Source organism: Clostridium culturomicium (assembly GCF_000821305.1).
GTDB classification, from domain to species: domain Bacteria; phylum Bacillota; class Clostridia; order Clostridiales; family Clostridiaceae; genus Clostridium_J; species Clostridium_J culturomicium.
In genome coordinates, this window is record NZ_CCXK01000017.1 from 1210733 (window position 1) to 1233393 (window position 22661).

The window sequence follows — 22661 nt, forward strand, 5'->3', positions numbered from 1 at the left end:
AGTTTCCTTTAGACTCCCATTTATATTTATTAAATTAAAGACGACTTATCGATTCTTTAACTCCTCATTCATCAAGCAAATCATTTCATTTAACTGATCAGTTCCTAATTGCCCTTGGCTCATCATAATTAGGTTTCTTAAAGGCATATCCATTACCATTGCTTCCATCATTTTAGCAATATCATTATCTCCATCCTCATTATCATCTCCACCGAACATTTGAGCCATTTGTGCCTGAAGCATTCCTAGCACCTGCTGGCCAGTTCGAGTACACTGAATTTCTTCCATAGATGAGTTTAATGTAAATGGAGATCCTGGAATTCTTTCACTTGGAGGAAGCTCTCTGCCATATAAAGCCTCAAATTCCTTATCACTTACTTCTAAAGAACTTTGTGGTAAGTTGAAGTAAACTGGTGCTGCTGCCTCTAAATAAGCTATCTTATTCTCTTCTTCATCTCCTGAAACTTCTACTTTCGCTGAAAGTCTTGTATCTTGACTTGAAGCTCCAACCTTTATTTCATAAGCACCACCTTCAACTGCCCAATTACTAATTTCAGCATTGTAGTAAGCAAAGCTTCTGCTATTCAACTTAAATGATACTTGTTTGCTCTCTCCTGGTGCTAAGAATACTTTTTCGAAACCTTTAATTTCTTTTTCAGCTCTGAAAATCTTTGATTCACCCTTAGCAACATATAACTGAACAACCTCTGCACCTGAAATCTTACCAGTATTAGTAACTATAACCTCTACCATCAAGTCACAGTTTTCTCCAGTAACATTTAAATCACTATATTCAAATTCAGTATAAGAAAGTCCGTATCCAAAAGGATAAGCTACATTCTTCTGAATCTTGTCATAATATCTATATCCTACAAAAATACTTTCTCTATATTCTACGCTTCTAGTTCCACCTAGGAAGTAATTGATGCTTGGATTATCCTCTAAGGCAGCTGGGAAGGTTTCTGCAAGCTTTCCACTTGGATTTGCTTTTCCATAAAGAAGATTAGCACAAGCAGTTCCTGTTCCTTGTCCACCAAGATATGCAAGAAGTATTCCTTTAACTTTATCTGCCCATGGCATTACAATTGGAGCACCACAAAGTAGTATAACTACTACATTTTCATTTACCTTAGCTACTTCTTCAATTAGCTTGTTATGGCTTTCTGGCATATCTAGGTTAGTTCTATCAAAGCCTTCACTTTCATATTCATCTGGAAGTCCTGCAAATATAAATACCTTTTCCTTGCCTGCTGCCGCCTTGCAAGCCTCTGCTATCATGTCTTCATGAATGCTGTGATCCTTTAAGCAGTATCCTGGTACATATTCAACCTTACCATCTAAAGCTTTTATTGCATCAAAAGCATTGTCAAGCTGAGTTGGGTTAATCTTGCTACTTCCAGCTCCCTGGTATCTTGGAGTCTTTGCAAATGCGCCAACTACTAAGATATCACTTTCAACAGATGCTGGAAGAATTCCGCCTTCGTTCTTAAGTAGTACCGCTGACTGCTCTGCTGCTTTTACTGCAAGATTGTGGTGAGCTACCTTATCATAAACAAAGTCTGGTTTTTGATTTTCTTGAGCCTTTAATATTAATTCTACAACTCTTTCTACTATTTTATCTAAAGTTTCCTCAGATAATTTGCCTTCCTTGACTGCTTTAACTATTAAGGTATCATTTATTCCATTTGTACTTGGCATTTCTAAATCTAAACCAGCTTCTACTCCCTTAACACGGTCACTTGTTGCACCCCAATCAGTTACTACTAAGCCTTTAAATCCCCACTCGGTACGAAGTATGTCCGTTAGAAGAGTTTTATTCTCACTTGCATAAGTACCATTTAAAAGATTATAAGAACACATCACTGTCCAAGGCTGTGCACTCTTAACTGCCTCTTCAAAACCTGCAAGATAAATTTCCCTTAAAGCTCTTTCATCAATAACAGAGTTAGAAATCATACGTCCTTTTTCTTGGTTGTTTGCTGCAAAATGCTTTAAAGAAGTTCCAACTCCCTGGCTTTGAACACCAGAAATTAAAGCAGCAGCAATTTGTCCTGCAATATATGGATCTTCACTTACATATTCAAAGTTTCTCCCACATAGTGGAGAACGCTTTATATTTACTCCTGGACCTAAAATAACTGAAACCTTTTCCTGTTGGCACTCTTCTCCAATAGCCTTACCTATTTCAAACATTAACTCTCTATCGAAAGAACAAGCTGTTGTGCAGGCCGTTGGAAAACAGGTTGCTGGAACACTATCATTTATACCTAAGTGATCAGCATCCTCCGCTTGCTTTCTTAATCCATGAGGACCATCTGTAACCATTATTTTATTTAGTCCTAATCTCTCTACACTCTTTAAATGCCAAAAATCATGTCCTGAACATAATCCAGCTTTCTCTTCTAAAGTCATTTTCTTAACTAATTCTTTTGCTGTTGTCATTTTTCTGCCTCCTTCAATTAAATAAATTTCAAATTTTGCATTTTTAATCTATCCGATTATCCTTTTATTACCTTACCTTTACTTTCTGACTCAACATGAGAAGTATTTTTCTTTACCCATTTACTAATTAAATAGAATGATACAATTGAAATTGTTGCACCCATAGTTACATCTGAAGCGAAGTGAGCGCCCATAATTACACGACTTATCATTACCATTGCAATCCAAGTTCCTGCAATAACCTTCAAGTGTTTTTCTTTTCCTCTTAATGATGTTACAAAAGTAGGAAGTAATGTAACCCACATTATTACTGCTGAATTAGCTGAGTGTCCAGATGGGAATGACATATACTCATTATTAGTATTTAAACCTTGTGGTATAAACCATAAACTGAACTCATTATAAGGTGCTTCCATACTGCGGAATCTTAATCTTCCCCAAAACATTTTGATTATATTAATTACTACTATTGCTGCTACAAATGTTAAGATACCAATTATAGCCGCTTGCCTTAAACTCTTACTTTCTTCTTTACTAAGTATTTTGGTAATCCATAAAGCTGCTATAGCATAAACTGCTGCTAGAATTCCTGCTACTGGTGCTTTAATTCCGCCTAAATAATTCATTGGCATAATTGCTGCCATAAAACTAAACATAATCAGAAGCACTCCAAAGATTATATTAAATAATATAGCCTTCCACTTTGCATTATACTTTCCAGTTGTAATTAATGCAGCTAAGCTGAATACAGCAATAAGAGCTCCAGGCAATTCCCCAAAGGCTTCAAAAAAATGTCCATATCCGCTTTGTGGATTGTAAACAGCCTTTGAAATCTGCAAATCAGTAAAAGTAAATATTACTAATAATACAGCAACAATACCTAAAAACCATAACTTTTCATTTTTTTTCATAACATATCCCTCAATTCATATGAAAATAATCAAAATAATTTATTTACAGTTTTCTCTTATAAATTTTCCCATTTCTATTGCACAATCTTCACTTTGTGGATAAACCCCGATATTGTCACCATAAGCATGGCCAAATCCCTTATAAAGGATAGTTTTTGTTTTAACTCCAGCTTTATTTAACTTAACAGCATAAGCCATACATTCTATTGCTAAGAAATCATGCTCTCCAAATGTCACTAGTGTTGGCGGCATTCCTGTTACATCTGCCATATACGGAGTTAAGTAAGTATTATTTATGTCGGTTGTACCTAATAAATCCCCTAACATAGAAGATGCACCACCATCTCCCCCCATCATTGTAAGAGTTGTTGTAATTACACTTTTATGCTTTGGATATATTTCATATTTATCTAAAGTCCATGTACTTAATTCATCACTAATTCCAGCCATATTTACTGTAGGATAAAGAAGCATTTGTGCTCTAACCATCCCAGTTCCTAGTTCTTTATCTCTTGTAGTACAGTATTGTGTAAGATTTCCCCCTGCACTATCTCCACTAACAACAATTTTATTTTTGTCAGCTCCAATGGCTTCTGCATTTTCATAAACCCACTTTAATACTGTAAAGCAGTCTGTATGTCCTGTTGGATACGGATTTTCTGGTGCAAGTCTATAATCTACAGAAACTGCATGTATATTTTCATTTTCCACAATCAGCTTTATCAATTCCTCAACTACATCTGGAGAACCAGCAAAGAATCCGCCTCCGTGAATAAAATAAAGTATTGGTGAATTCTCAACTTTATTTTCTGGATGATAAATTCTTATTGAAATATCATATCCATCCTCTGCTTTAACTGTCATCTTTTCTATTGTTATATTACTTTCAGCAGTTGGCACACTCTTTACACCATTAAACATTTTTCTTAATCTTGCTATAGATTTTGGTGAAGCATCCATCTTCATCATACTCTTCGGCATAATCTTCATCATTAAAGCCATTTTCTTTGTATCCTTGTATAATCGTGGATCCATGGCTCCCTTATCATCACAGTCTGGAAGATTTTTAACAAGGACATCAATTCCATTGATAACCTTTACTTCCTGGCGCTCCTCAATTTTCTTCAATAACTCATTACTATATTTTCTTGACATTGAAATCCCCCCTTATACTAGTATATAATTTTATTCTAACTATATTATCAGAATATTTCCTTCCTTTTCTAGTTATCTTACTGGGTATATCTTGCTTTAGTTCACCTAAACTTAACCTATGATTTAGTTTAGGTAAACTTACTTATCAGTCCCTACTCTTTAAAAAATATGAAAAATACCTTCCTTAATATTGCTTTCTTATGGTTATCAGTTCAATTCCATGAGGCTTCAAATGAATATCTTTAACGAACTCTTCTTTTACTTCAGCTGTACTTACCCTTATTTGAGGTCTAGACATAGCTTTTAAGTATTCAACTTCTAAAGGACCTAACTCCTCTGGATATCCCATAGTTCCATAAATATCAAAGGCACTTCCCGAAGTTCTATCCAAAATTTGTTCTGTTATTAAGTATCTACCCTTTAATCCTTTTAATTTAATATTTAAATCTATCGGAGCTTTTTCCTCAAAAACCTCATATCTGTTTTTAAAATTTAAAAGAGAGTTATCTCCATTTTGGAAAGCTCTATCATAAAATACATAATTAAAAGCTAAGATCTGAATATCCTGACCTTTTCTTGTTATAATATAGTCCTCTCCTTCATAAAGAATTTCATCTCCAAGACAGCTTAAAAAATAATAAGCATAATAAGAAGGCTTCTTTATTCCTTGTGCTGTAATCATACCAAAGCCCCCACTGAACACTGGCTGAATATAATCATCCTCTTCAAATATATCTGATATATTCCAGAAACCAAGACTACTTAACTTACCTTTATTTCTTAATGCGTTGTAAATAATAAAGCAGGCTGCAAACATGGTATCTAAAAGATAATTCCCATGCCTTGCTGACAGATTAAACTCTGTAATATGAACCTCTTTAATAGGGTTATTAAATTTTCTAAGCTGCTCTTGATAAAAATCTACACATTCTTTAACATGATTTTTACCACCGAGAATAGGTATAATTTCACCATTAGTCTTTTGATGCATATTTTTTTCACCATAAATATGATAGGTAAAATAATCCAGCCTTAATTTGCTATTATTAATGAATTCTATAAAGTCTTGAAGCCAATAACCAGCGAAATTCATCTTATGCATTATTGCTGGACCTGCTATTCTTAGCTTTTTATCTTTACTTAAAATAACCTCCACTGTTGCTCTATAAAGTTCAAAATACTCCTCCTGGGTGCCTGTCCACATGTAATCAGGTTCATTCCAAATTTCAAAGTACCACAGCCTTACTTCTTCAATTCCATAACGATTTATACAGTGTGAAATAAAACTGTCTATGAGCTTTGTCCACGCTTTCAAATCCTTAGGCTTTGATATATTTCCCTTATACCAAAATACAGTATTTTGTGAACTTGCTAATTCTTTAGGCATAAAGGTAAAATCAAAAAAAGGTTTTAAATTTAAATGTTTAAAAAAATTTATAACTTTATCTACATAAATCCAGTTAAATTCATACTCACCATTACTAGAAGGTCTAATTACTCTCATCTCATCACTGAAAATACCATGAAATCTAATATACTTGAATCCAATTTCATTCACTGCCTCTTTAAGCTGCTGCTGTAAATCTGCTCTTAAACAATCAAAGGCTCTTCCAACAGTCATGACCTTACTCCAATAATGCTCCAGCTTTTCTCCTTTCACCGAAACATCACAACTAGAAATATTTTTACTCTTCACCAAAGTACTTTGTACACTAATGCCTTCTCTTTTCAGCTCATATTCTTGAAGCTTATTCATTGCATATATTGAATCGAACTCCATATAAGCCATTTTGTCACTTTGAGCAGTTATATCGAACTTTTTTATTTTTCTATATTCACTAGGAGTAATTTCGTAAAAATCTCTAAAGGTTTTATTAAAAGCCTTCACACTGGCAAAACCATTTTCAATTGCCACCTGGCTGATTAATTTATCCGTTTCATCAAGGTCTGCCACTGCTTTATGCAGCCTTATAAAGCTCAAATACTCCTGAAAAGTAAGTCCAACCTTTTCTTTGAAAAAATGAGATATATAAAAGGTGCTTAAAAACTCACTTTTAGCAATATGTTCTAGTGTTATCTTTTCTGAATAATGGTCCTCCACATATTCCATAATCCTTTTTATCCTTGGAAGGTCCTTCTCCACAATATCTTTTTTGCCACCTTTCTCTTCATACTTTGGTATATTTCGTATTATTGTAGCCATCAAATTATTTAGTATTCCTTCAATAACAAGCTGGTATCCTTCAGCAGATTTATTATATTCTCTTACTATCTGTGCCATATAAGCCCTAATCTGCTCAAAGACCTTTTCTTCAATGGCTTTTCCATTACTACCCTGAAATATAAACTTCATATCCTGTAATTCTGGAAATGTTTTATAATAAAAAGCTGGATTAATCTGTATTGCTGCCATGATATTATCGCCATTTGCCACAGTACTGTGAATTTCATTGGAATTAATAAAAAACACATCATCTTCCTCTAACTCATATCTTTTATTATTAACACTTACTGTTATACGCCCCTTCAGAACCAGTAATATTTCAATCTCTCTATGCCAGTGAAGCTTAAATTTATTTATGCTATGTACAAGTATATTTGCATTTAACCCCTGCTTATAGCGAATCATTTCATAACTTGACACTATAGCCACCCCCTTAAGTCTTAAGAATTATAATTTCAATTTCATTCCTTAAGCATGTTTCATAAATCCTTCTCAAAATACATGTGATGATATTTATAATGTTATAATATTTCGTTTCTAAATATTATAACATGTTTTATATTGAAACCCATCTCGCTTCTCCCATAAATTTCCATAGTTTTAATTCCCTATTTTATTTGATTTCATTAATTAACATTAATTCCTAGATGTATGTATAATATCCATTCCTTCTCATTTTCTTTTTAAAATGAAAATAAAACCTAAGGCTTAAGTAGTACACATTTACTTCAGCCTTAGGCTATTTTAATTTCACATTTATCTAATAAACCTTATTATAAGAAATTATATTTACTCATTCTTGTTTTGAATGAATCTTGCCCACCTTCTAATTCATCTATGACCCTTGCTTTAATTTTATTATTATCCAAAGAACCATAAACCTCCAACCAACTTCTAACATAGCTAACATCCATCACCATTATATTTTCAGCGTCACCAACCACAGGAATATTTGCATTCTGCGTAATAAAAATTATTTGGTTTTGTTCCTTGATATCCTGAATGTACTTAACGAATTCCTCATAAATATATTTACCATTTAAATTACATTCTGGCTCATCAATAAATATTGGAATATGATTATTAGAGGTCTTAATAAACTCCATTATAAGAGTAGTTACTGCTACTGTTTTCTGACCCGTGGACAAATCCTTAAATTCTCTGTAAATATATTTGCTTTGTTTTCCTGTTCTTTTATTAGTATTTACCAAAATAGAAATATTTCTTAACTCACCTGATTCTATGTTGTACTTTATTTTAATTTTATCTTTTAAAACTTCATTTAACTTCTCAAAATTTAAATTATATCTAAAATTACATCTTAAAGCCAACTCCTTGAAAATCTCTTCACAATTACTTCTTTCAATTAAAGCAGCCAATTCACTTTGAGCAAAATAAAAAACTGAAAAGCTTCTTAGAAATTTTAACAATTCTTCATTAGTTAAAGTCCTAAATTTAGATTCCTGCAGCTTATATCCCTTAATCCATTTACTTATATCCAGGTTATCGTCTTTAAAATCCCAATTATTGTCAACACACGGATTACAAGCTATACAATAATCTTCATTATAATATCTAATATAAATTAGGATTAATTCACACTCCTGAATTTGTTTTTTAATAGTTAAGTTTATGGCTTTTTCTTTTAAACAGCTTACAATAAAATTCAATATAATAGATTTACCACTACCACCTTTGCCAATTATACAATTTAGATTTTTGCTAAAAGGATAATATGTAAACTCCACACTAGGCTTTGACAAAAAACCACCTTTAATAACCATTCCTCTTACAAAAGGAATCTCCACTTTATCATTAATTTTTTCCTTAACTCGATGCTCTGGATCCTTTAATGCAAATCTTAAAGAATTAAAGGAAGGTCTATCCATTTTTATATACATGAAATTATGCCCTATTTCTTCAATACAATGAGCATCCGAATCCTTAAGATATGCAACCGGAGTATCTCTATAATAAACACTATTCCTATTTTCCAAGGTTTCTCTTACTATATCCTTATACTCATAATTTGTAAAACCTATGGCATCCACATATTTACTTATTAAAATTTCTACCTTTGATACCCCATTTAAAGGTGTAAGCATATCCTTAATCTTTGTCTTTTGAGCGTTATTGTCTAAATGAGGTATATACACTATCCCCTTTGCCCTTCTAATAGTCTGTACCACATCCATTTCACTTTTATAAGTGAAAATCTTATGTCCTGCCTCTCCTAAACCATTTAAATCATACTTAATGTATTCCCATACCTTTTCATAATTATCTACTTCAAAGATTGCAATAATGTGAGTTCCATTAAAACATGTGATTTCAACCCCTGGAAGAACTTCAAACTTTCTAGGTACTGTAGCTATGTTACACCTATACTTCACATTTGCTTCAGCAATTTTCTTAAACCAGCTCATATTATCATGATCCGTTATGGCAATTAAGTTTAATTCCTTCACAGTATAAGCCTCATGAATAATTAAAAGGGCCATGAGTTCGTCCTTATTGCGATATAATTCTATAAATTTAGGATTATCAAAGAGGCCCTTAGCCCTCGCTATTTCTTCTAAAGTTTCTTTATTTACCTTCTCATACTTTCTTCCACCCACCATATAATCTTGCCTTGAACCTGGAGTGTGTATATGCAGATCAACCTTATAAAAATTTGCGGTTCTAACCTTTCGATTTAACTCATTAAATTGCTCATATATTATTTTCCTTAGCTCCATATAACCACCTCTACTTATTTTATAGGAGACTATAGTTTGTGTTATGTCTCTCCCCTCTTTAAACAAGTAATCAATTAAAATAAAAATATATGATACAGTATATGAAGATAAGACTGCATATTCCATTGAAGATTTTTTATTTTCATAATTTATTAATTATAAATTTGCTTTGGAAATTGTTTAAGTATATAATTTAGTAATATAAAAATGAAACTCTTTCTAATATTATTAGAAGGAATACTTACTACTCTCAAATTAAAGATTGGGAGTATCACTTATAAATACAAATAACCTATCAGGAGGCTTACTTATGAGAAGAATAATAATTGATACTGATACAGGTGCAGATGATGCTGTTGCTCTTATAATGGCTCTTAAATCCAATGATGTTAAGGTTGAAGCAATAACAACTGTGGCTGGTAATGTTCCTTTAGACTTAGCAACTAAAAATGCTTTAATGTGTATTGAGGTTGCAGACGGACAAACTCCTCCCCTTTATGTAGGTGCTGCAAGGCCCTTATTTCGTGACCTTGTAAATTCCTTTGGAGTCCACGGACATGACGGAATGGGAGACCGTGACTTAATCCATCCAACTCTAAAACCAGAAAAGGGACATGCCGTTGATGCTATTATTGAAATAGTTGAAAATAATCCAGGAGAAATCGAACTGGTAACCATCGGTCCAGCTACAAACATAGCTCTAGCAATCTTAAAGGCACCAGAAACCATGAAAAAGGTAAAGCACATCTACTCCATGGGAACTGCAGGCTTTGGTCCTGGAAATACCACTCCAGTGGCAGAATTTAACGTATATGTGGATGCAGATGCCTACAGCATAGTGCTTAAAGCCGGTATACCAATGACCATAATCGGCTTTGATTTATGTGGAGGAGAAGCTGCCTTTAATAAGGAGGAGCTTGACTTCCTAGAAGCTCATGTCAGCCCTCAAGCAGACTTTATAACTAAATGTACAAACAATCTTTTAAAATACAACCTGAAATTAACTGGAGACCACATAGTTGATTTAGCTGATGCTGTTGCCATGGGGGTTGTTCTTTGGGGTGATGAAATCGTAAAAGAAAGCAAGGACTGCTACTGCTACACCTGCACTCAGGAGGAAGCTGCATATGGACAAGTTATCCTTCATGATGGCAGTGAATACTGCATCCCTGAAAGTTTCTGGAAGTATACTCCAAATGCCACAGTTGTTAAGACCATCAATAATAAATTATATAAAGAGAAATTAATTAAAATAATAATTCATTAATTCTTATTGAATTATTATCTTAATACATTTAATTGTTTTTAAGACAGCCACTCATATTTTTTATGAATGGCTATTTTTTATTGCTAATCAATTGCCTTACAGGTATTGCTATCAATATAGTCATTGTAGTAATATGGTAATATATACATTATTAGGGGAGCGAAATATCGTTGAATAAAATCTCATAGGGGGAATAAATTATGGAAAAGAGAACATATAAAAATACAAATCTAAAAGTTTCACTGCTTGGTCTTGGATGTATGAGACTACCACTTGTTGAAGGAAGCACTACAGACATTGATTATGATAAGGCTCAAGAAATTGTTGATTATGCTTATTCTAACGGTGTAAATTACTTTGATACAGCTTACCCATACCATGGAGGAAAATCCGAAAAATTTGTTGGTCATGCTTTAAAAAAATATCCACGTGAATCCTTTAATTTGGCTACCAAGCTTCCAATCTGGTTAATAAAAGAAGAAAGTGACGTGGAAAGGATATTCAATGAACAGCTTGCGAACTGCCAAACAGATTACTTTGATTTCTATCTTTGTCATGCTCTTGATGCATCAAAATTCCAAACTATAAAGGACTTTAATATATTTGAATTCCTTATGAAGAAAAAAGAAGAAGGCCAAATTCGTCATTTAGGTTTTTCTTTTCACGATAAACCAGAGGTGTTAGCAGAAATAGCCGATGAATACCCTTGGGATTTTGCCCAAATTCAACTAAACTACCTAGACTGGGAATTATATAACTCTAAAGAGCAATATGAAATTCTTGCTGAAAGAGAAATCCCTTGCATCATAATGGAGCCAGTGCGAGGAGGTACCCTTGCAAACCCATGTGAAGAATCAAATGAAATCTTTAAGGCTGCCCGCCCTGATATGAGTATCGCTTCTTGGGCAATCCGATATGCAGCTACCTTCCCAAATGTTTTGACAGTTTTAAGTGGTATGTCTAACATGGAGCAAGTGAAGGATAACGTGGCAACTATGACTAATTTTGAACCATTAAATGAAGCCGATAAAAAGGTAGTTGAAGCTGCCCTAGATGCTTATAAAAAGAATAACACTATACCTTGCACAGGCTGCCGTTACTGCATGGACTGCCCAATAGGTGTTGATATTCCTGAAGTCTTTAAAGTTTACAATAATTATGCTGTAAGTAAATTTAAAGCCGTATTCAAAACAGCTTATGGGTCACTTAAGGATTCTTCAAAATCTCACAACTGTATAAGTTGTGGTGCTTGTGTAAGTCAATGTCCTCAAGGCATAAATATTCCTGAAAAAATGAGTGAAATCACAGAACTCGTTAAAGATATGAATAATTAGATAAAATAAAAACAGTGCTTATAAATTTTAAGCACTGTTTTTATTCTTCTTCACTTTTACTTTTTTTTCTTCCAAAAGCTTTCTTAACTTTTTTACTCTTTTTCTCTACAACTTCTTCAACTGCATCTCTATAAAGGATCTCTTCAAATATTTTCCCACAAACATAAGTAATCATGGCAAATAACACAATAGTTCTATCCGAAATCATAATTCCGTCAATCATTGTTTCTATTAAAGAAATTAAAATAATGTCAAATCCAACACAAAATATAAAGCCAATTGATTCGCTTATAAACTTATTCAATCTTCCCATTTCAGTAACTGCTAAAACATAGGCTTCCACAAAGGGCTCCACAAAGAAAGCTGCTATTGTATAAATGAGAAAGAAAAATACCACATATGAAACTGCAGTATATTCAAAACCTAAAATATTTAAAATACCTGCCCCTATAATTACAGAAATGGCAAAAAATATTATAAAGGATACAGCTAGTCCAGCAATTCCGAAAAATAAGCTCAAGACCTTTTTATTCTCGTTCATCTACTTCTCCATTCTAATAAAATTTCTCATTATTATCTAATATGACTATAACACACTAAATTAAATCTTACAAACAATATACACAATATATTAATAAAATAAACAATAAGTTATTTCTTTTGCACATAAAAAAAATCCAGCCAGCTGGATTTTTCCTTATTTTCTACCATTTTAATTCATAATCTTTTATTTACCTATATGTTGCCACATAGCTTATCTTTTACAACTGCAAAAAATTCCCTAACATAATTATTAAGCTTTGTGAAATAACCAGGTGCTGCAGGACATCCACTTACACTGGTAAACCCTTGCATTTTTGCAATCTTTGTAGCTCTCATTATATGAAAATCACTGGTTACTAATACAACACTAGAATCCTTATCTTCAATAAATTCCTTACTAAATTCAATATTTTCTACAGTACTTGTAGATTTGTCTTCAAGAATTATTTGCTCCGGAGCTATGCCCCCTAATAAAAGATAATCCTTTATAACTTCAGCTTCACTAACATCTTCTCCTGTCCCCTGGCCCCCAGATGCAATTACTAAAGTATCTGGATTTTCTTTTAAATAATCAATGGCTGCATTAATTCTATTTTTTAAGGTTTGTGATGGTACAGTGCCATTTACCCCTGCTCCTAATACAATTAAATACTCAGCCCCAGCCTTTGGTCTTTTATTTGCAGCATAAATTATTTTTCCCTCTACATATCCAAAGAAAGATGCACACATCAAAAATACTATTCCCACCGTGATGCAAATACTTTTATTGATCACCACGTTATTTCTTATTATCTTATGTAAAGACAAACTGATAGCCATAAATACTCCCCCAAGAACTAACCAAAAAACTGCAAAGGCAGCACCTATCCCTGAAGATATAATAAGTATAATAAAATATATTACTGATAAAACAGCTAAAATTCCAAATATAACGCTTATAATTTCCATTTCATCCTCCCCAAATTTCATCGAACCAACAATGTATATCAGCCTATTAAATACCATTACAAAAATTATATATCAATATATATCTTATTATACCTAGTTTAAACTACAAATAAATTACAAAATTATTAAAATAATAAAACACCTTATCTAAAACTTCATGCTTCAGATAAGGTGCTTAGTTTATTTCTTCTTCCCAGAATTCTTTTTGCCCTTGTCATTCTTTGCATCTTTTTTAGTGGATGATTTTTTTGTAGCTTTTGCCTTGGCCATTAATAAATCTCCTTTCAGATAAATTTATAATAAAATATATTAAAACTTTCATAAAATATGCTTGAAAATACATAAATGATACTAAAGATAGTATTTAATGGAACATTAGCTCCATGTACAAATGAAAGCAAAATCAAATTACTATGCTCACAGAGTTTCTGTAGATTTTGGTTTATACATGACAGATACTTATTTTGAGTTTTCCTTAATTATTTTTATTATTAAAAGCAAATTGTACAGCCTTTTCTGCTAGTATCTTTGTTGGGTCAATTGCATTCCCCTTTAAACTGAACCTTTCAAAGGCAATTGGCAGCTCTGTACATCCTAATATTAAGGTTTCAGCTCCACTGAAATAAAGCTCCTCAATAACTGTTCGAAATCTAGATATATCTAAAGAAAAATCTGAAGCTTTAATTCCATTGTATATTAAGTCCATGACCACCTTCTGTCCTTCTTCACTCGGCTTTATTATGTTAATCTCATATTCGTTCAGCTTATATTCATACACCTTGGATGCTAATACTCCATCCGTTGCAAGCAATCCTACCGTATTCATTTTTAGTTTTGCTATTTCCCTCACTGTTTCATCTATCATATTTAGCATAGGTATCTTTATAAATGGTATTATTCTATCGTAGTAATAATAAGCTGTGTTACAGGCCATAATTAGAAAATCTGCACCCATATTTTCTAAGGATATAGCTGTTCTTATCATCTCCATAGCTGGATCTTCTCCCTTTCCAAGAATATAAGCTGTCCTATCTGGAATAAGGGTATTGCTATCAATAACCACATGAATGTGGTCATTATCTGAGTTAGCAGGTGTAACCTCAATGATTTTCCTATATAAATCTATGGTTGCCATTGGTCCCATGCCACCTATTATTCCTATAGTTTTCTTCATTGAATCCGCTCCTTAAATTAATCCTATATATTAAATATATAGTAAAACTTAATTATATTTATTCTTCAATGATGAATATTTCTCAGACACTAAAAAAGAACCTCTAAGGAGGTTCTTTCATTATTTTGTTGCTATACATGCTTTACTAAAACAGATACTTAATTTTAATTTTTATATAAAGCTAAATATATTATTCATAAAAATACATTATACAAGCTTTTGGTCAAATATATTATCTAATGAAAGCTTACTGACTCTTGCTTTTATTTCATCAATATCTAATGTGTATAAACCTCTTTCCTTCATCCTATTAAAAAACTCTGCCCCTGCAAATGTATAACGATTACGTCTGCCTTCTATAGTCTCTACCTTTTCATTAGCATAAGCAATTAAATCACCAGTAGCTAAATTTCTAGGAAGGGTTAACATAGGCATTCCTAATTGGCTTCTAACTGCATTGTGCCCTGCTAAAAAACCAGTGGTCATAGCCTCTGTATGTCCTACAAATAAACCGCTTTTTTCTCCAGCACAGAAAAGATTATCTACTCCTATAACCTTCATCTGATTGCTTCTTGGCGCAACTGATAAATATCTTATAGAGTTCCCTTTTCCACCTGCATATGGATCGACAAATTTAGCATCCTCTAATCCTTCAATCTTTCTGAGTTTATCTAATGGATAATATGAAGTCATTAATTTTGCATGTGCAGTATGTACAAAAATGCAACATTTTTTAATATTGCCCTTGAACCTTTATATATTAGTTTAAAATCTTATAAAGATTCAGTGCTATGTGCTTTGCCTACAGATAATGTAGGTCAAAAAATTAGAAAACTAAGATTAAGCTTAGGTTTAACCCAAAATCAGTTCGGTGCTATGATTGGTAATAAAAATACCACAGTAGCAAACTGGGAAAATGGATATAAAACTCCATCACCTAATATTCAATATAAGATAATTAAAACTTTTAAATTGCGATTAGATTATTTTAATTTTTAATATAATCATTAATGTACCAATTAAAAACTAACTGTCTTAAAAAAGTTGATACATCCATGTGCTGGAGCTTGGCCATATCCTTGATTAAATTCTTTTCTTCCTCGGTCACTCTCCAGTTTATTCTTGAATCGAAAGCTTGTCTATCATCAATAATTTCTTTTGGTTTTAATTTTTCTTGCTGTTGCTTTAATTGATTATTTATCTTTTGTTTCATTACTTCAAATGTGTTCATGTGTCTCCCCCACTTTCTTGTTATTAAGATTTTATACTTTTTTATAAAGGTTTAATTCACATTGTGCATCCCCTCAGTACACATTGTGTACACAGGGGAGTACCTATGTAATAACACTTTATTCAATATAGGGGAGTATTAGAACATAAAAATAAGGCTAGCGGGAATTAACCCACTAGCCTTAAAATTAAACTAAAATTAAATCTTTTATATATACCCAACTTACAATCTCTTTAATAAGAGCTTTGCTACCACTTATCTGTTGTACTGTGTAAACATTATTTTTAACCCAACTTGGTATAGTTTGTCCTGTTGCATAGTTAGACCCAACAATTTTAACTCTTGAACCTACTGATATAGATGCAGTAGTTCCGTATACTTTAAGAACTTGTCCTACATGAATGATGTTAGGGTTAGTAATTCCATTAATCTCAGCCAGTCTCTGATAAGTAGTTCCATATTTACTAGCAATACCACTTAATGTGTCCCCTGGTTGAACTGTGTATGTGTTATATGCTGCAGGTGGTGGAGTTGGTTTAGATGGCTCAACTGGTTTATTGTCATTTGCTGAATACCCATTCTTGCCTAACTTAGCCATAATAGATGGGAAATCTGTATATGATATATTCATATCACAATTTCCACTTACTCCAGCTACTTGTCCTGAACTAGTATACTGCCAAATTTCATATTTACCGTCATAGGTACATGTATCAGCAAATTATAACCCAAAGTACGCTCAACAGATAATAACTATATTTAGAACTGTATATAACTTCTGTACTCTTCAAGGTAGCGGACCTAAGGAGGATAGGAAAACACCAGCTATGAAAATAGGAATAGCAAATAAAGTATATACCTACAAGGATATTCTTTATTTTAGATAAAATTGTAAATAGTGGAAGTTAAATTATATTTGATGTATAATTAAGTATAATTCAATATTTTATATTGAATTATAAATAAAATTAATAAAATTTAAGGGGGAATCTAAAGTATGAAAAGAAAACTATCTAACTTTATTATGAGCATTGTAGTAATTACATTAGCTGTACCATTTATATTCTCAGGTTGTGGTAGCAAAAAGAATTCTGAAGAAATAACCTTAATTACAAACTTTATCGAAACATTCTTTACAGATTCACGTCCTGATAGTGAACTTTACAAAGAATACTTTACTGAGGATGCTTATACATCATTTTGCAATAATAGATGGTATGGTCCAGTATATCGTATTGGTGAATCTACTCAAAGTGGAGAAAATGACAGGTTTGGTTCGAAGATAGATATGGAAATAAAGGACTTAAAGATTAATACTAAAAAATCATCTGATGAAGATGTCCATAGTTATGATGTAACTTTTATTTTGACTGAAAAGAATACTAATATTGAAAAAGAATTCTCATATTACTTCAACCTTAGTGAAGAAGAGGGAAATTGGAAACTTAATAATAGTAATCTAATTAGTAATTTACATGGAGATTTATCTGTATTCATAGAAGAATTAAATAAATAAATCAAGGGTTATCCATATATTTAATATAACTAAAGCAAAAACCAGAAATATTGATTTAAATATTTCTGGTTTTCTTTGTGTGAATTTTACTGTGAAACTATTTGTGATTTTCCATGTGAAAATCTTTTTTGCAACTCAAAAGTAAACCTGTTGGGAATTAACCCACTAGCCTTTTAATTATCTAGCCACAATTTCACATTCTATTGCAGTTATAGGTGTTCCATCTCCTAATCCTGCATACCCATTGTGACCTTCCATATATGAATTTCCATTCTCAACCCAATCTAACCAACAACCATTGCACATTGCACGATATCTAATTTTGTAACCTGGTAAATCAAATCTCATTTGAATTTTATCAAATGGTACGTTTGGAAGTCCTGCTTCATCATAAATCCCTTTTGAAGAATAATAGTTTTGTACCTCTGAATAATATCTTCCCTCACTTATAGGAGATACCCTAAAGCGCACCTCTCCTTTAGTTGGGTAAGCCATAAATAGGCAACAAGGATTTTTCATATCTCCAGTATAGTCAGTTAAGTTCTTTACCCAATCATAGTACTTTGAACCTCTACCATTTACAGCTACTCTACTAAATAAATCAATTTTTTCTTTAGTTGGTGTAGATTCTGATGTGTGAGATCCACCATTTGAATATACAACATTCCTCTTACTATCATATACATTATAGCCACTATGTTTTTTACATTCAGCTACGGCATTTTCTTTAATTGAATATGCTCCCTTTTGACTTGCCGCATCTGCCCATGTTTTTCTTACTCTGTATAACTCATTAGTTGGCTGAGATGTTCCATTCAATTCATCTTGAATCATATTTAAAAATCTTTGCCACCCCATATCTAAGGTTCTGTGAGGACAATATTTTCCACTAAAGTCTTGATGCTTCGTAACTCTATCTATTCCCCATCCATATTGCTTTAATAATGCTGCTACTTCTTGAGCTGCTATCCTCTCTGCTGCTTCAAATTTAGGTCCTCCTGATTTAGAATAACAAATCTCTACATGAATATATCTTCTATTTCCTTGTCCGTTTCCATCACCTGCTGCCCAAGCATTACGATTAAATGGAATTCCTTGAATTGCTTCTTTATCATCTATAGCTATATGAAAACTAACCTCATTGTTGTTTCTCTGCATATATGCAATCTCATTAGCTGCCGAAGCATCATTAGCAGTGTTATGAATACAAATACCTATAGGATCCATAACGTAAGGACATTTAATACCATATTTATCTGATGAAATTAATCTTTGAATTAACATATACATTCCTCCTAAATTTAAAATAAAAAGAGTAGAAATTAAATCTACTCTGATTTTTTAAGCTGCTTACTTGTCTGATTTATTCCTACTGCTACTCCCCAACATAAAATACCTTGTAGCACTGCATTTACAATAGCATCAAATAAAACCTTATATTCTGCATTAATTATATTTAATAACACTGCGAATGTTATACAAAACACCATGAGTGCTAATGTTATATACTTATCCTTAAAGCTCTGTAGCTGCTTTAAAAACGCTCCAAATGCATAGCAAGCAAAAATAACTATAACTAAGTTCTCTGGGATAAAAGTTAATAAGTTTTCCATAGATCATCTCTCCTTAAAATTTAATATTAATTAAAAGAGCCATTGCTGCACTTGTTAAGCTACCAGCAAAGGCTCTCCATAACCATTTATTTGTTTCTTCAAGATCAGCTATACGATTATTAGCTACCTTAATTTTTTCTTCAAAATTCTTTAACTTTAGTTCAGTTGTATCACTCATATTTTTCAAAAGACCTTTTATCTCAATACATGTTTCACGCACCTCTTGAATTGCATCTGATTCGCTCATTCTAAGCCTCCTACATATTCTCTTATTTATTGTTCTAATTGATTTATTTGTTCCTCAATAGTCATATACTCTTTCGCTACTTCCGCTGCAGTTTTTACTACTCCTTCATCAACAGCTCTTTTATATCTTGTTGTACTTCTATATGTTGAAACACTACTTTCTTCCTTCATCTTTAATATTATATATTCTTCTTTTAAGATTGCTTGCTGCTCTTTAAGTTTACTAATTTCCGTTATTCTTTCTAAATCAGCCATACATTCTTGATTTGTCATATTTACTCACCTACCTTTGATGCAACTTTTAAGTATAATTCTGCTCCATGTTTTGCATAAAGCTGAATATCAACACTAGACGCGACACCTGAACCAAGCGGACCAACGCCATTAAACTGAATCATTTTTTGTCCATCTCCCATGGTTCCATCTATATAAAGCTTTTGAGCAACTCTTCTTACTTTCATGTTTATTACATTAACTCCTCCGTTTACAGTTCCTAAAATAACTCCCCATTTGTTTGGATGCTCTGTAGTAACAATTGTTGCTCCAGTGTGAGTTGTAACTCTGCTGTAGTTTCCAGTCCCAACGTGAATACCTCTTATAGCCACAGAAACTGATTCTGCAAAATATCCATAAAATGATAGTTCTTTTTCTTCTCCATCTGGAAGCCATATATTAAATTCATTGCTTTCTGCTGTTGCTGGTAACACTGTAAGTATTTCTTGTAAGTTTACTGCACGTTCACTCTTCTTTACTGTTATAGTTCCATTTGTTAATTCTGTCTTTTTAGCCTTTTCACTCAAATTTACTTCAACTGACCTATTATCTTTACATATTACTTGCGCTGCCTTCGTTTTAAAGTGAAATTCATCAAATCCAGTTCCATTATCAACTAGATATACTGCATCTTTAACTGCCATTCTATCACTCTCCTCATATTAATTTTATCCATACATCCCCTTGCTTTGAGTCAGTTGGTTGAGTAGCACTTACTGTTTGTTTTAATGCATTTTGAGTAAATCCCGAATCATTTGTAAGCTGGCTCAATTTTGTTGGAATGTTTTCTTTTAAAGCTACATCTTTGTTATTAAATTTAAGTTCCTTTCCAAAGAATTTCACTCATATTCCTCCTTAACCCACTACCGTAACTCTATACTGATTACTTGTAGGTGCTGTTCCAAATAATATATTGAATTTGTTATTATCAACAAATTGTATATCTGCGAAAACCACATTGTAAGGAGATGCTTTCTCCCTAATTGTTATAGTCACATCCATAGAACCTAAATTATGAGTTACTGGAATAGTAGTTAAACTTCCATTACCAATATCTACTGAATATTTTCTAGTTCTAGCGTTCCATGTGCTTCTTTCAGCTGTAGTTATATGCCTGGTATTATCTCCATGATGTGTATCAAATTCAGATTTACTAGCCTGCTTAACATTGTCTACATTTCCAAGGCCTACATGAGATTTATTTAATGTTACTGCTCCAGTCATACCATTTACAGATTGAACTTTATCAGATGGAGTTAATAGCTCTTGCCAGTTAGCTAATATGCTTGCTCCAGCTATTTTTAATATAAATGATTTATTTAAATCTGTTCTTATACAAATATCACCAACTTCAGCCGTTAATGCTAACATGGCAGTTTGTGAATTAGCTACAAATGTATCCGAAATAGCTATAGCTGGCATTATTGTTGGATCTAGCTTACCATCACTACCGATTAAAGGAACTTGTCCAGATGCTACTCCTGTATTTTTACTTGCTGCAGTTCCTAAACTTGGTTTATCAGTTAATGAGTTATAGCTTTTTTCTGATAAACTAGCTAACCCATGATTATGATTTCCTGCTGCCTTCCCATTCCATATTGATTTCTCCGAATCTGTAACAAATCTATTACTTGCATCTTGATTTATGTCAGCTGGACTATGCTTGTGTGCTGAAGGTGTAAATGTGCTCGGCTTTCCTGTTATCTCTGCCCAAGTAACATTGTCCCACGTTACCTTTCCCGCGGTTGCTCCCGCTTTTAGAACTTTACCGTTATTAGTTGTTCCTGTTGCTGGTACGTGTATATTGCCATCACCACTTGGATGAACATAATTATTAGCACCAGAAGCAACACCATTAAGCTTACTTTTATCACTATAGCTCATTAATCCAGCCTTTGATGTTGTAGCTTCTGGAATAGGGTCACTTCCTCCTGGTAGATGCTCATTTGCATGTATTGGATATGGAGTTACATTTATAAGCTCCACATATTCAGCTAATAAATAATCTCCTTCTGACAATCCTGTTTTCAAAGTAAAGCTTGTCTGTGAAGTTTCTTCTAATACTGTATTAGCTATTTTTACACCATTTAGGAATATTGATAGAGTTCCTAATCCTGGTCTATATTTTCCTTTAGTTAAGTTAAATACAGTTTGTCCAGCTGTTGCTATAAACTTTTCTTGCTTAACAATATAGCTAGTAGGATTATCATTAGCATTTAATGTACCATCTGCATCAATGGATAAGTTATTACCAACTTTAATTCCTCCAAGAACTGTTGGACTTGCTGTTGGTGGTGTAAATGTACTTGGTTTACCCGTAACACTTCCCCAAGCTATAGTGTCTTGTCCTCCTACTTGTAACCAGGTATTAGCTCCAGTATCTAACCAAATCTTTTTAGTATCTGTAGCTATATATATAATCATTGAGCCTGTAGCAGTTGGTCTAGCACTTTCCACCCCTTGTATAATCTTCTTAGGCGTAAACCCTAAGGCCTTGTTAATATTAGAGGTTGTTAATTCATCTCTTATTGTTGCTGAACTTTTATTCTCTACATTTCCTAATCCCACATCACTCTTGGTTGTATTATGTGGATTGGTTCCACTGCCAGGATGTGAATATATCGGTGTTTCAGTACCATTTATTTTTATATTCCCATTTGTATTTGATTTTTCAACCTTAGTTGCATTAGATGGTATTCCATCTAATTTATTTTTTAATGCAGTTGTAAAAGCCTGCTCCATAGCATTAAGTATTGTACTGTTAGTATGGCTGTGCTTTTTAGTAACTGCATCATTTACTGCAACACTTAAATTATCATCATCAATTAAGCTACTTGAACCATTAATTAAACTTACTATACTAGCTCCGTTTAACACTTGACCTAAGTCAATCCACCCTGAACCATTCCATCCATAAAATCTACTATCTGCACTATTAAAATAAACCTGTCCACTAACTGGACTTGCTGGAGCAGTAGCAAGGTTTTGAATCCTGGCATTTTGTAATTCATTTTTATTCAAGTCTAAATTTGAAAGATATTTCACG

The 22661-nt window shown here is 32.8% G+C and carries 21 protein-coding genes and 1 pseudogene; 4 read left to right on the top strand and 18 right to left on the bottom strand.

Translation table 11 applies throughout. The annotated features are described in order from the left end of the window. Window positions 1–45: 45 nt before the first annotated feature. From BN1075_RS18125 to BN1075_RS18145, 5 genes are all read right to left on the bottom strand, one after another. On the bottom strand, window positions 46–2442 hold the full coding sequence (locus BN1075_RS18125; protein ID WP_040194733.1) for a glycoside hydrolase family 3 C-terminal domain-containing protein: 2397 nt from the start codon (window positions 2440–2442) through the stop codon (window positions 46–48). 56 nt (window positions 2443–2498) lie between these two features. Then, window positions 2499–3353: a phosphatase PAP2 family protein gene (locus tag BN1075_RS18130; protein ID WP_040194734.1), complete on the bottom strand. Its 855-nt coding sequence runs from the start codon at window positions 3351–3353 to the stop codon at window positions 2499–2501. 39 nt (window positions 3354–3392) lie between these two features. Continuing rightward, a complete protein-coding gene (locus BN1075_RS18135; RefSeq protein ID WP_040194735.1) occupies window positions 3393–4508 on the bottom strand; it encodes an alpha/beta hydrolase in 1116 nt (371 codons plus the stop codon). A 184-nt stretch (window positions 4509–4692) separates the two neighbouring features. Beyond that, on the bottom strand, window positions 4693–7152 hold the full coding sequence (locus BN1075_RS18140) for a GH39 family glycosyl hydrolase (RefSeq protein WP_052406634.1): 2460 nt from the start codon (window positions 7150–7152) through the stop codon (window positions 4693–4695). A 353-nt stretch (window positions 7153–7505) separates the two neighbouring features. Further along, the gene (locus BN1075_RS18145) at window positions 7506–9470 is read right to left on the bottom strand and encodes a hypothetical protein (RefSeq protein ID WP_040194737.1); all 1965 of its coding nucleotides are present in this window, start codon (window positions 9468–9470) and stop codon (window positions 7506–7508) included. Window positions 9471–9780: 310 nt separating this feature from the next. Between BN1075_RS18145 and BN1075_RS18150 the strand changes: the two genes are divergently transcribed. Both BN1075_RS18150 and BN1075_RS18155 read left to right on the top strand, forming a co-directional pair. Further along, a complete protein-coding gene (locus tag BN1075_RS18150; RefSeq protein WP_040194738.1) occupies window positions 9781–10737 on the top strand; it encodes a nucleoside hydrolase in 957 nt (318 codons plus the stop codon). 200 nt (window positions 10738–10937) lie between these two features. Beyond that, window positions 10938–12071, top strand: coding sequence for an aldo/keto reductase (locus BN1075_RS18155; RefSeq protein WP_040194739.1), 1134 nt, complete (start codon window positions 10938–10940; stop codon window positions 12069–12071). Between the two features lie 40 nt (window positions 12072–12111). On the opposite strand, the gene BN1075_RS18160 is transcribed toward BN1075_RS18155, so the two are convergent. The 4 genes and pseudogenes from BN1075_RS18160 to BN1075_RS18175 form a co-directional block, all read right to left on the bottom strand. After that, entirely contained in the window at window positions 12112–12612 is a 501-nt protein-coding gene (locus BN1075_RS18160; RefSeq protein ID WP_040194740.1) for a YrvL family regulatory protein, read from the bottom strand. Between the two features lie 194 nt (window positions 12613–12806). Further along, complete coding sequence (locus BN1075_RS18165; RefSeq protein WP_040194741.1) at window positions 12807–13562, bottom strand: YdcF family protein; 756 nt, start codon at window positions 13560–13562, stop codon at window positions 12807–12809. Window positions 13563–14037: 475 nt separating this feature from the next. After that, window positions 14038–14736: a cysteate racemase gene (gene cuyB / locus BN1075_RS18170; RefSeq protein ID WP_040194742.1), complete on the bottom strand. Its 699-nt coding sequence runs from the start codon at window positions 14734–14736 to the stop codon at window positions 14038–14040. 207 nt (window positions 14737–14943) lie between these two features. Then, window positions 14944–15447 (bottom strand): annotated as a pseudogene (locus tag BN1075_RS18175) (FAD-dependent oxidoreductase); the annotation flags it as partial. Here BN1075_RS18175 and BN1075_RS20950 point away from each other — a divergent pair. Then, complete coding sequence (locus BN1075_RS20950; protein WP_197072343.1) at window positions 15448–15735, top strand: helix-turn-helix domain-containing protein; 288 nt, start codon at window positions 15448–15450, stop codon at window positions 15733–15735. Here the strand turns inward: BN1075_RS20950 and BN1075_RS18185 are convergent. Together BN1075_RS18185 and BN1075_RS20955 are read right to left on the bottom strand one after the other, a co-directional pair. After that, window positions 15725–15967 carry a DUF6290 family protein gene (locus BN1075_RS18185; protein WP_040194743.1) on the bottom strand — a complete coding sequence of 81 codons (243 nt, stop codon included), beginning with the start codon at window positions 15965–15967 and terminating at the stop codon, window positions 15725–15727. The two genes, BN1075_RS20950 and BN1075_RS18185, sit on opposite strands and share 11 nt — an antisense overlap. A gap of 187 nt (window positions 15968–16154) precedes the next feature. Beyond that, window positions 16155–16598, bottom strand: coding sequence for a LysM peptidoglycan-binding domain-containing protein (locus tag BN1075_RS20955; protein WP_052406636.1), 444 nt, complete (start codon window positions 16596–16598; stop codon window positions 16155–16157). A gap of 366 nt (window positions 16599–16964) precedes the next feature. Between BN1075_RS20955 and BN1075_RS18195 the strand changes: the two genes are divergently transcribed. Further along, the gene (locus tag BN1075_RS18195) at window positions 16965–17483 is read left to right on the top strand and encodes a hypothetical protein (protein ID WP_040191364.1); all 519 of its coding nucleotides are present in this window, start codon (window positions 16965–16967) and stop codon (window positions 17481–17483) included. Window positions 17484–17660: 177 nt separating this feature from the next. Here BN1075_RS18195 and BN1075_RS22460 read toward each other — a convergent pair whose 3' ends face one another. From BN1075_RS22460 to BN1075_RS22010, 7 genes are read right to left on the bottom strand one after another with little or no spacing between them, the layout of a single operon-like run. Further along, a complete protein-coding gene (locus BN1075_RS22460; protein WP_197072344.1) occupies window positions 17661–18767 on the bottom strand; it encodes a peptidoglycan recognition protein family protein in 1107 nt (368 codons plus the stop codon). Window positions 18768–18811: 44 nt separating this feature from the next. Beyond that, window positions 18812–19096, bottom strand: a complete 285-nt coding sequence (locus BN1075_RS18205; RefSeq protein WP_040194745.1) for a phage holin family protein — start codon at window positions 19094–19096, stop codon at window positions 18812–18814. Window positions 19097–19109: 13 nt separating this feature from the next. Beyond that, window positions 19110–19343: a hemolysin XhlA family protein gene (locus BN1075_RS18210; RefSeq protein WP_040194746.1), complete on the bottom strand. Its 234-nt coding sequence runs from the start codon at window positions 19341–19343 to the stop codon at window positions 19110–19112. Window positions 19344–19369: 26 nt separating this feature from the next. Further along, window positions 19370–19615 (bottom strand): hypothetical protein, encoded by a 246-nt coding sequence (locus BN1075_RS18215; RefSeq protein WP_040194748.1) that lies wholly within the window; start codon window positions 19613–19615, stop codon window positions 19370–19372. A gap of 2 nt (window positions 19616–19617) precedes the next feature. Then, window positions 19618–20259 carry a hypothetical protein gene (locus BN1075_RS18220; protein ID WP_040194751.1) on the bottom strand — a complete coding sequence of 214 codons (642 nt, stop codon included), beginning with the start codon at window positions 20257–20259 and terminating at the stop codon, window positions 19618–19620. 13 nt (window positions 20260–20272) lie between these two features. Continuing rightward, complete coding sequence (locus BN1075_RS18225; RefSeq protein ID WP_040194752.1) at window positions 20273–20458, bottom strand: hypothetical protein; 186 nt, start codon at window positions 20456–20458, stop codon at window positions 20273–20275. Between the two features lie 12 nt (window positions 20459–20470). Further along, window positions 20471–22660, bottom strand: a complete 2190-nt coding sequence (locus tag BN1075_RS22010) for a hypothetical protein (protein ID WP_040194753.1) — start codon at window positions 22658–22660, stop codon at window positions 20471–20473. Window position 22661: the final 1 nt, after the last annotated feature.

Bases quoted from the DNA above. Each gene is read 5' to 3' on its own strand.
- BN1075_RS18205 (WP_040194745.1), bottom strand. From the start codon at position 19,096: ATGGAAAACTTATTAACTTTTATCCCAGAGAACTTAGTTATAGTTATT.
- cuyB (WP_040194742.1), bottom strand. From the start codon at position 14,736: ATGAAGAAAACTATAGGAATAATAGGTGGCATGGGACCAATGGCAACC.
- BN1075_RS18165 (WP_040194741.1), bottom strand. From the start codon at position 13,562: ATGGAAATTATAAGCGTTATATTTGGAATTTTAGCTGTTTTATCAGTA.
- BN1075_RS18135 (WP_040194735.1), bottom strand. From the start codon at position 4,508: ATGTCAAGAAAATATAGTAATGAGTTATTGAAGAAAATTGAGGAGCGC.
- BN1075_RS22460 (WP_197072344.1), bottom strand. From the start codon at position 18,767: ATGTTAATTCAAAGATTAATTTCATCAGATAAATATGGTATTAAATGT.
- BN1075_RS18215 (WP_040194748.1), bottom strand. From the start codon at position 19,615: ATGACAAATCAAGAATGTATGGCTGATTTAGAAAGAATAACGGAAATT.
- BN1075_RS18130 (WP_040194734.1), bottom strand. From the start codon at position 3,353: ATGAAAAAAAATGAAAAGTTATGGTTTTTAGGTATTGTTGCTGTATTA.
- BN1075_RS20950 (WP_197072343.1), top strand. From the start codon at position 15,448: ATGTACAAAAATGCAACATTTTTTAATATTGCCCTTGAACCTTTATAT.
- BN1075_RS18210 (WP_040194746.1), bottom strand. From the start codon at position 19,343: ATGAGCGAATCAGATGCAATTCAAGAGGTGCGTGAAACATGTATTGAG.
- BN1075_RS18160 (WP_040194740.1), bottom strand. From the start codon at position 12,612: ATGAACGAGAATAAAAAGGTCTTGAGCTTATTTTTCGGAATTGCTGGA.
- BN1075_RS18185 (WP_040194743.1), bottom strand. From the start codon at position 15,967: ATGAACACATTTGAAGTAATGAAACAAAAGATAAATAATCAATTAAAG.
- BN1075_RS18195 (WP_040191364.1), top strand. From the start codon at position 16,965: ATGAAAAGAAAACTATCTAACTTTATTATGAGCATTGTAGTAATTACA.
- BN1075_RS18150 (WP_040194738.1), top strand. From the start codon at position 9,781: ATGAGAAGAATAATAATTGATACTGATACAGGTGCAGATGATGCTGTT.
- BN1075_RS20955 (WP_052406636.1), bottom strand. From the start codon at position 16,598: ATGAATATATCATATACAGATTTCCCATCTATTATGGCTAAGTTAGGC.
- BN1075_RS18125 (WP_040194733.1), bottom strand. From the start codon at position 2,442: ATGACAACAGCAAAAGAATTAGTTAAGAAAATGACTTTAGAAGAGAAA.
- BN1075_RS18155 (WP_040194739.1), top strand. From the start codon at position 10,938: ATGGAAAAGAGAACATATAAAAATACAAATCTAAAAGTTTCACTGCTT.
- BN1075_RS18220 (WP_040194751.1), bottom strand. From the start codon at position 20,259: ATGGCAGTTAAAGATGCAGTATATCTAGTTGATAATGGAACTGGATTT.
- BN1075_RS18145 (WP_040194737.1), bottom strand. From the start codon at position 9,470: ATGGAGCTAAGGAAAATAATATATGAGCAATTTAATGAGTTAAATCGA.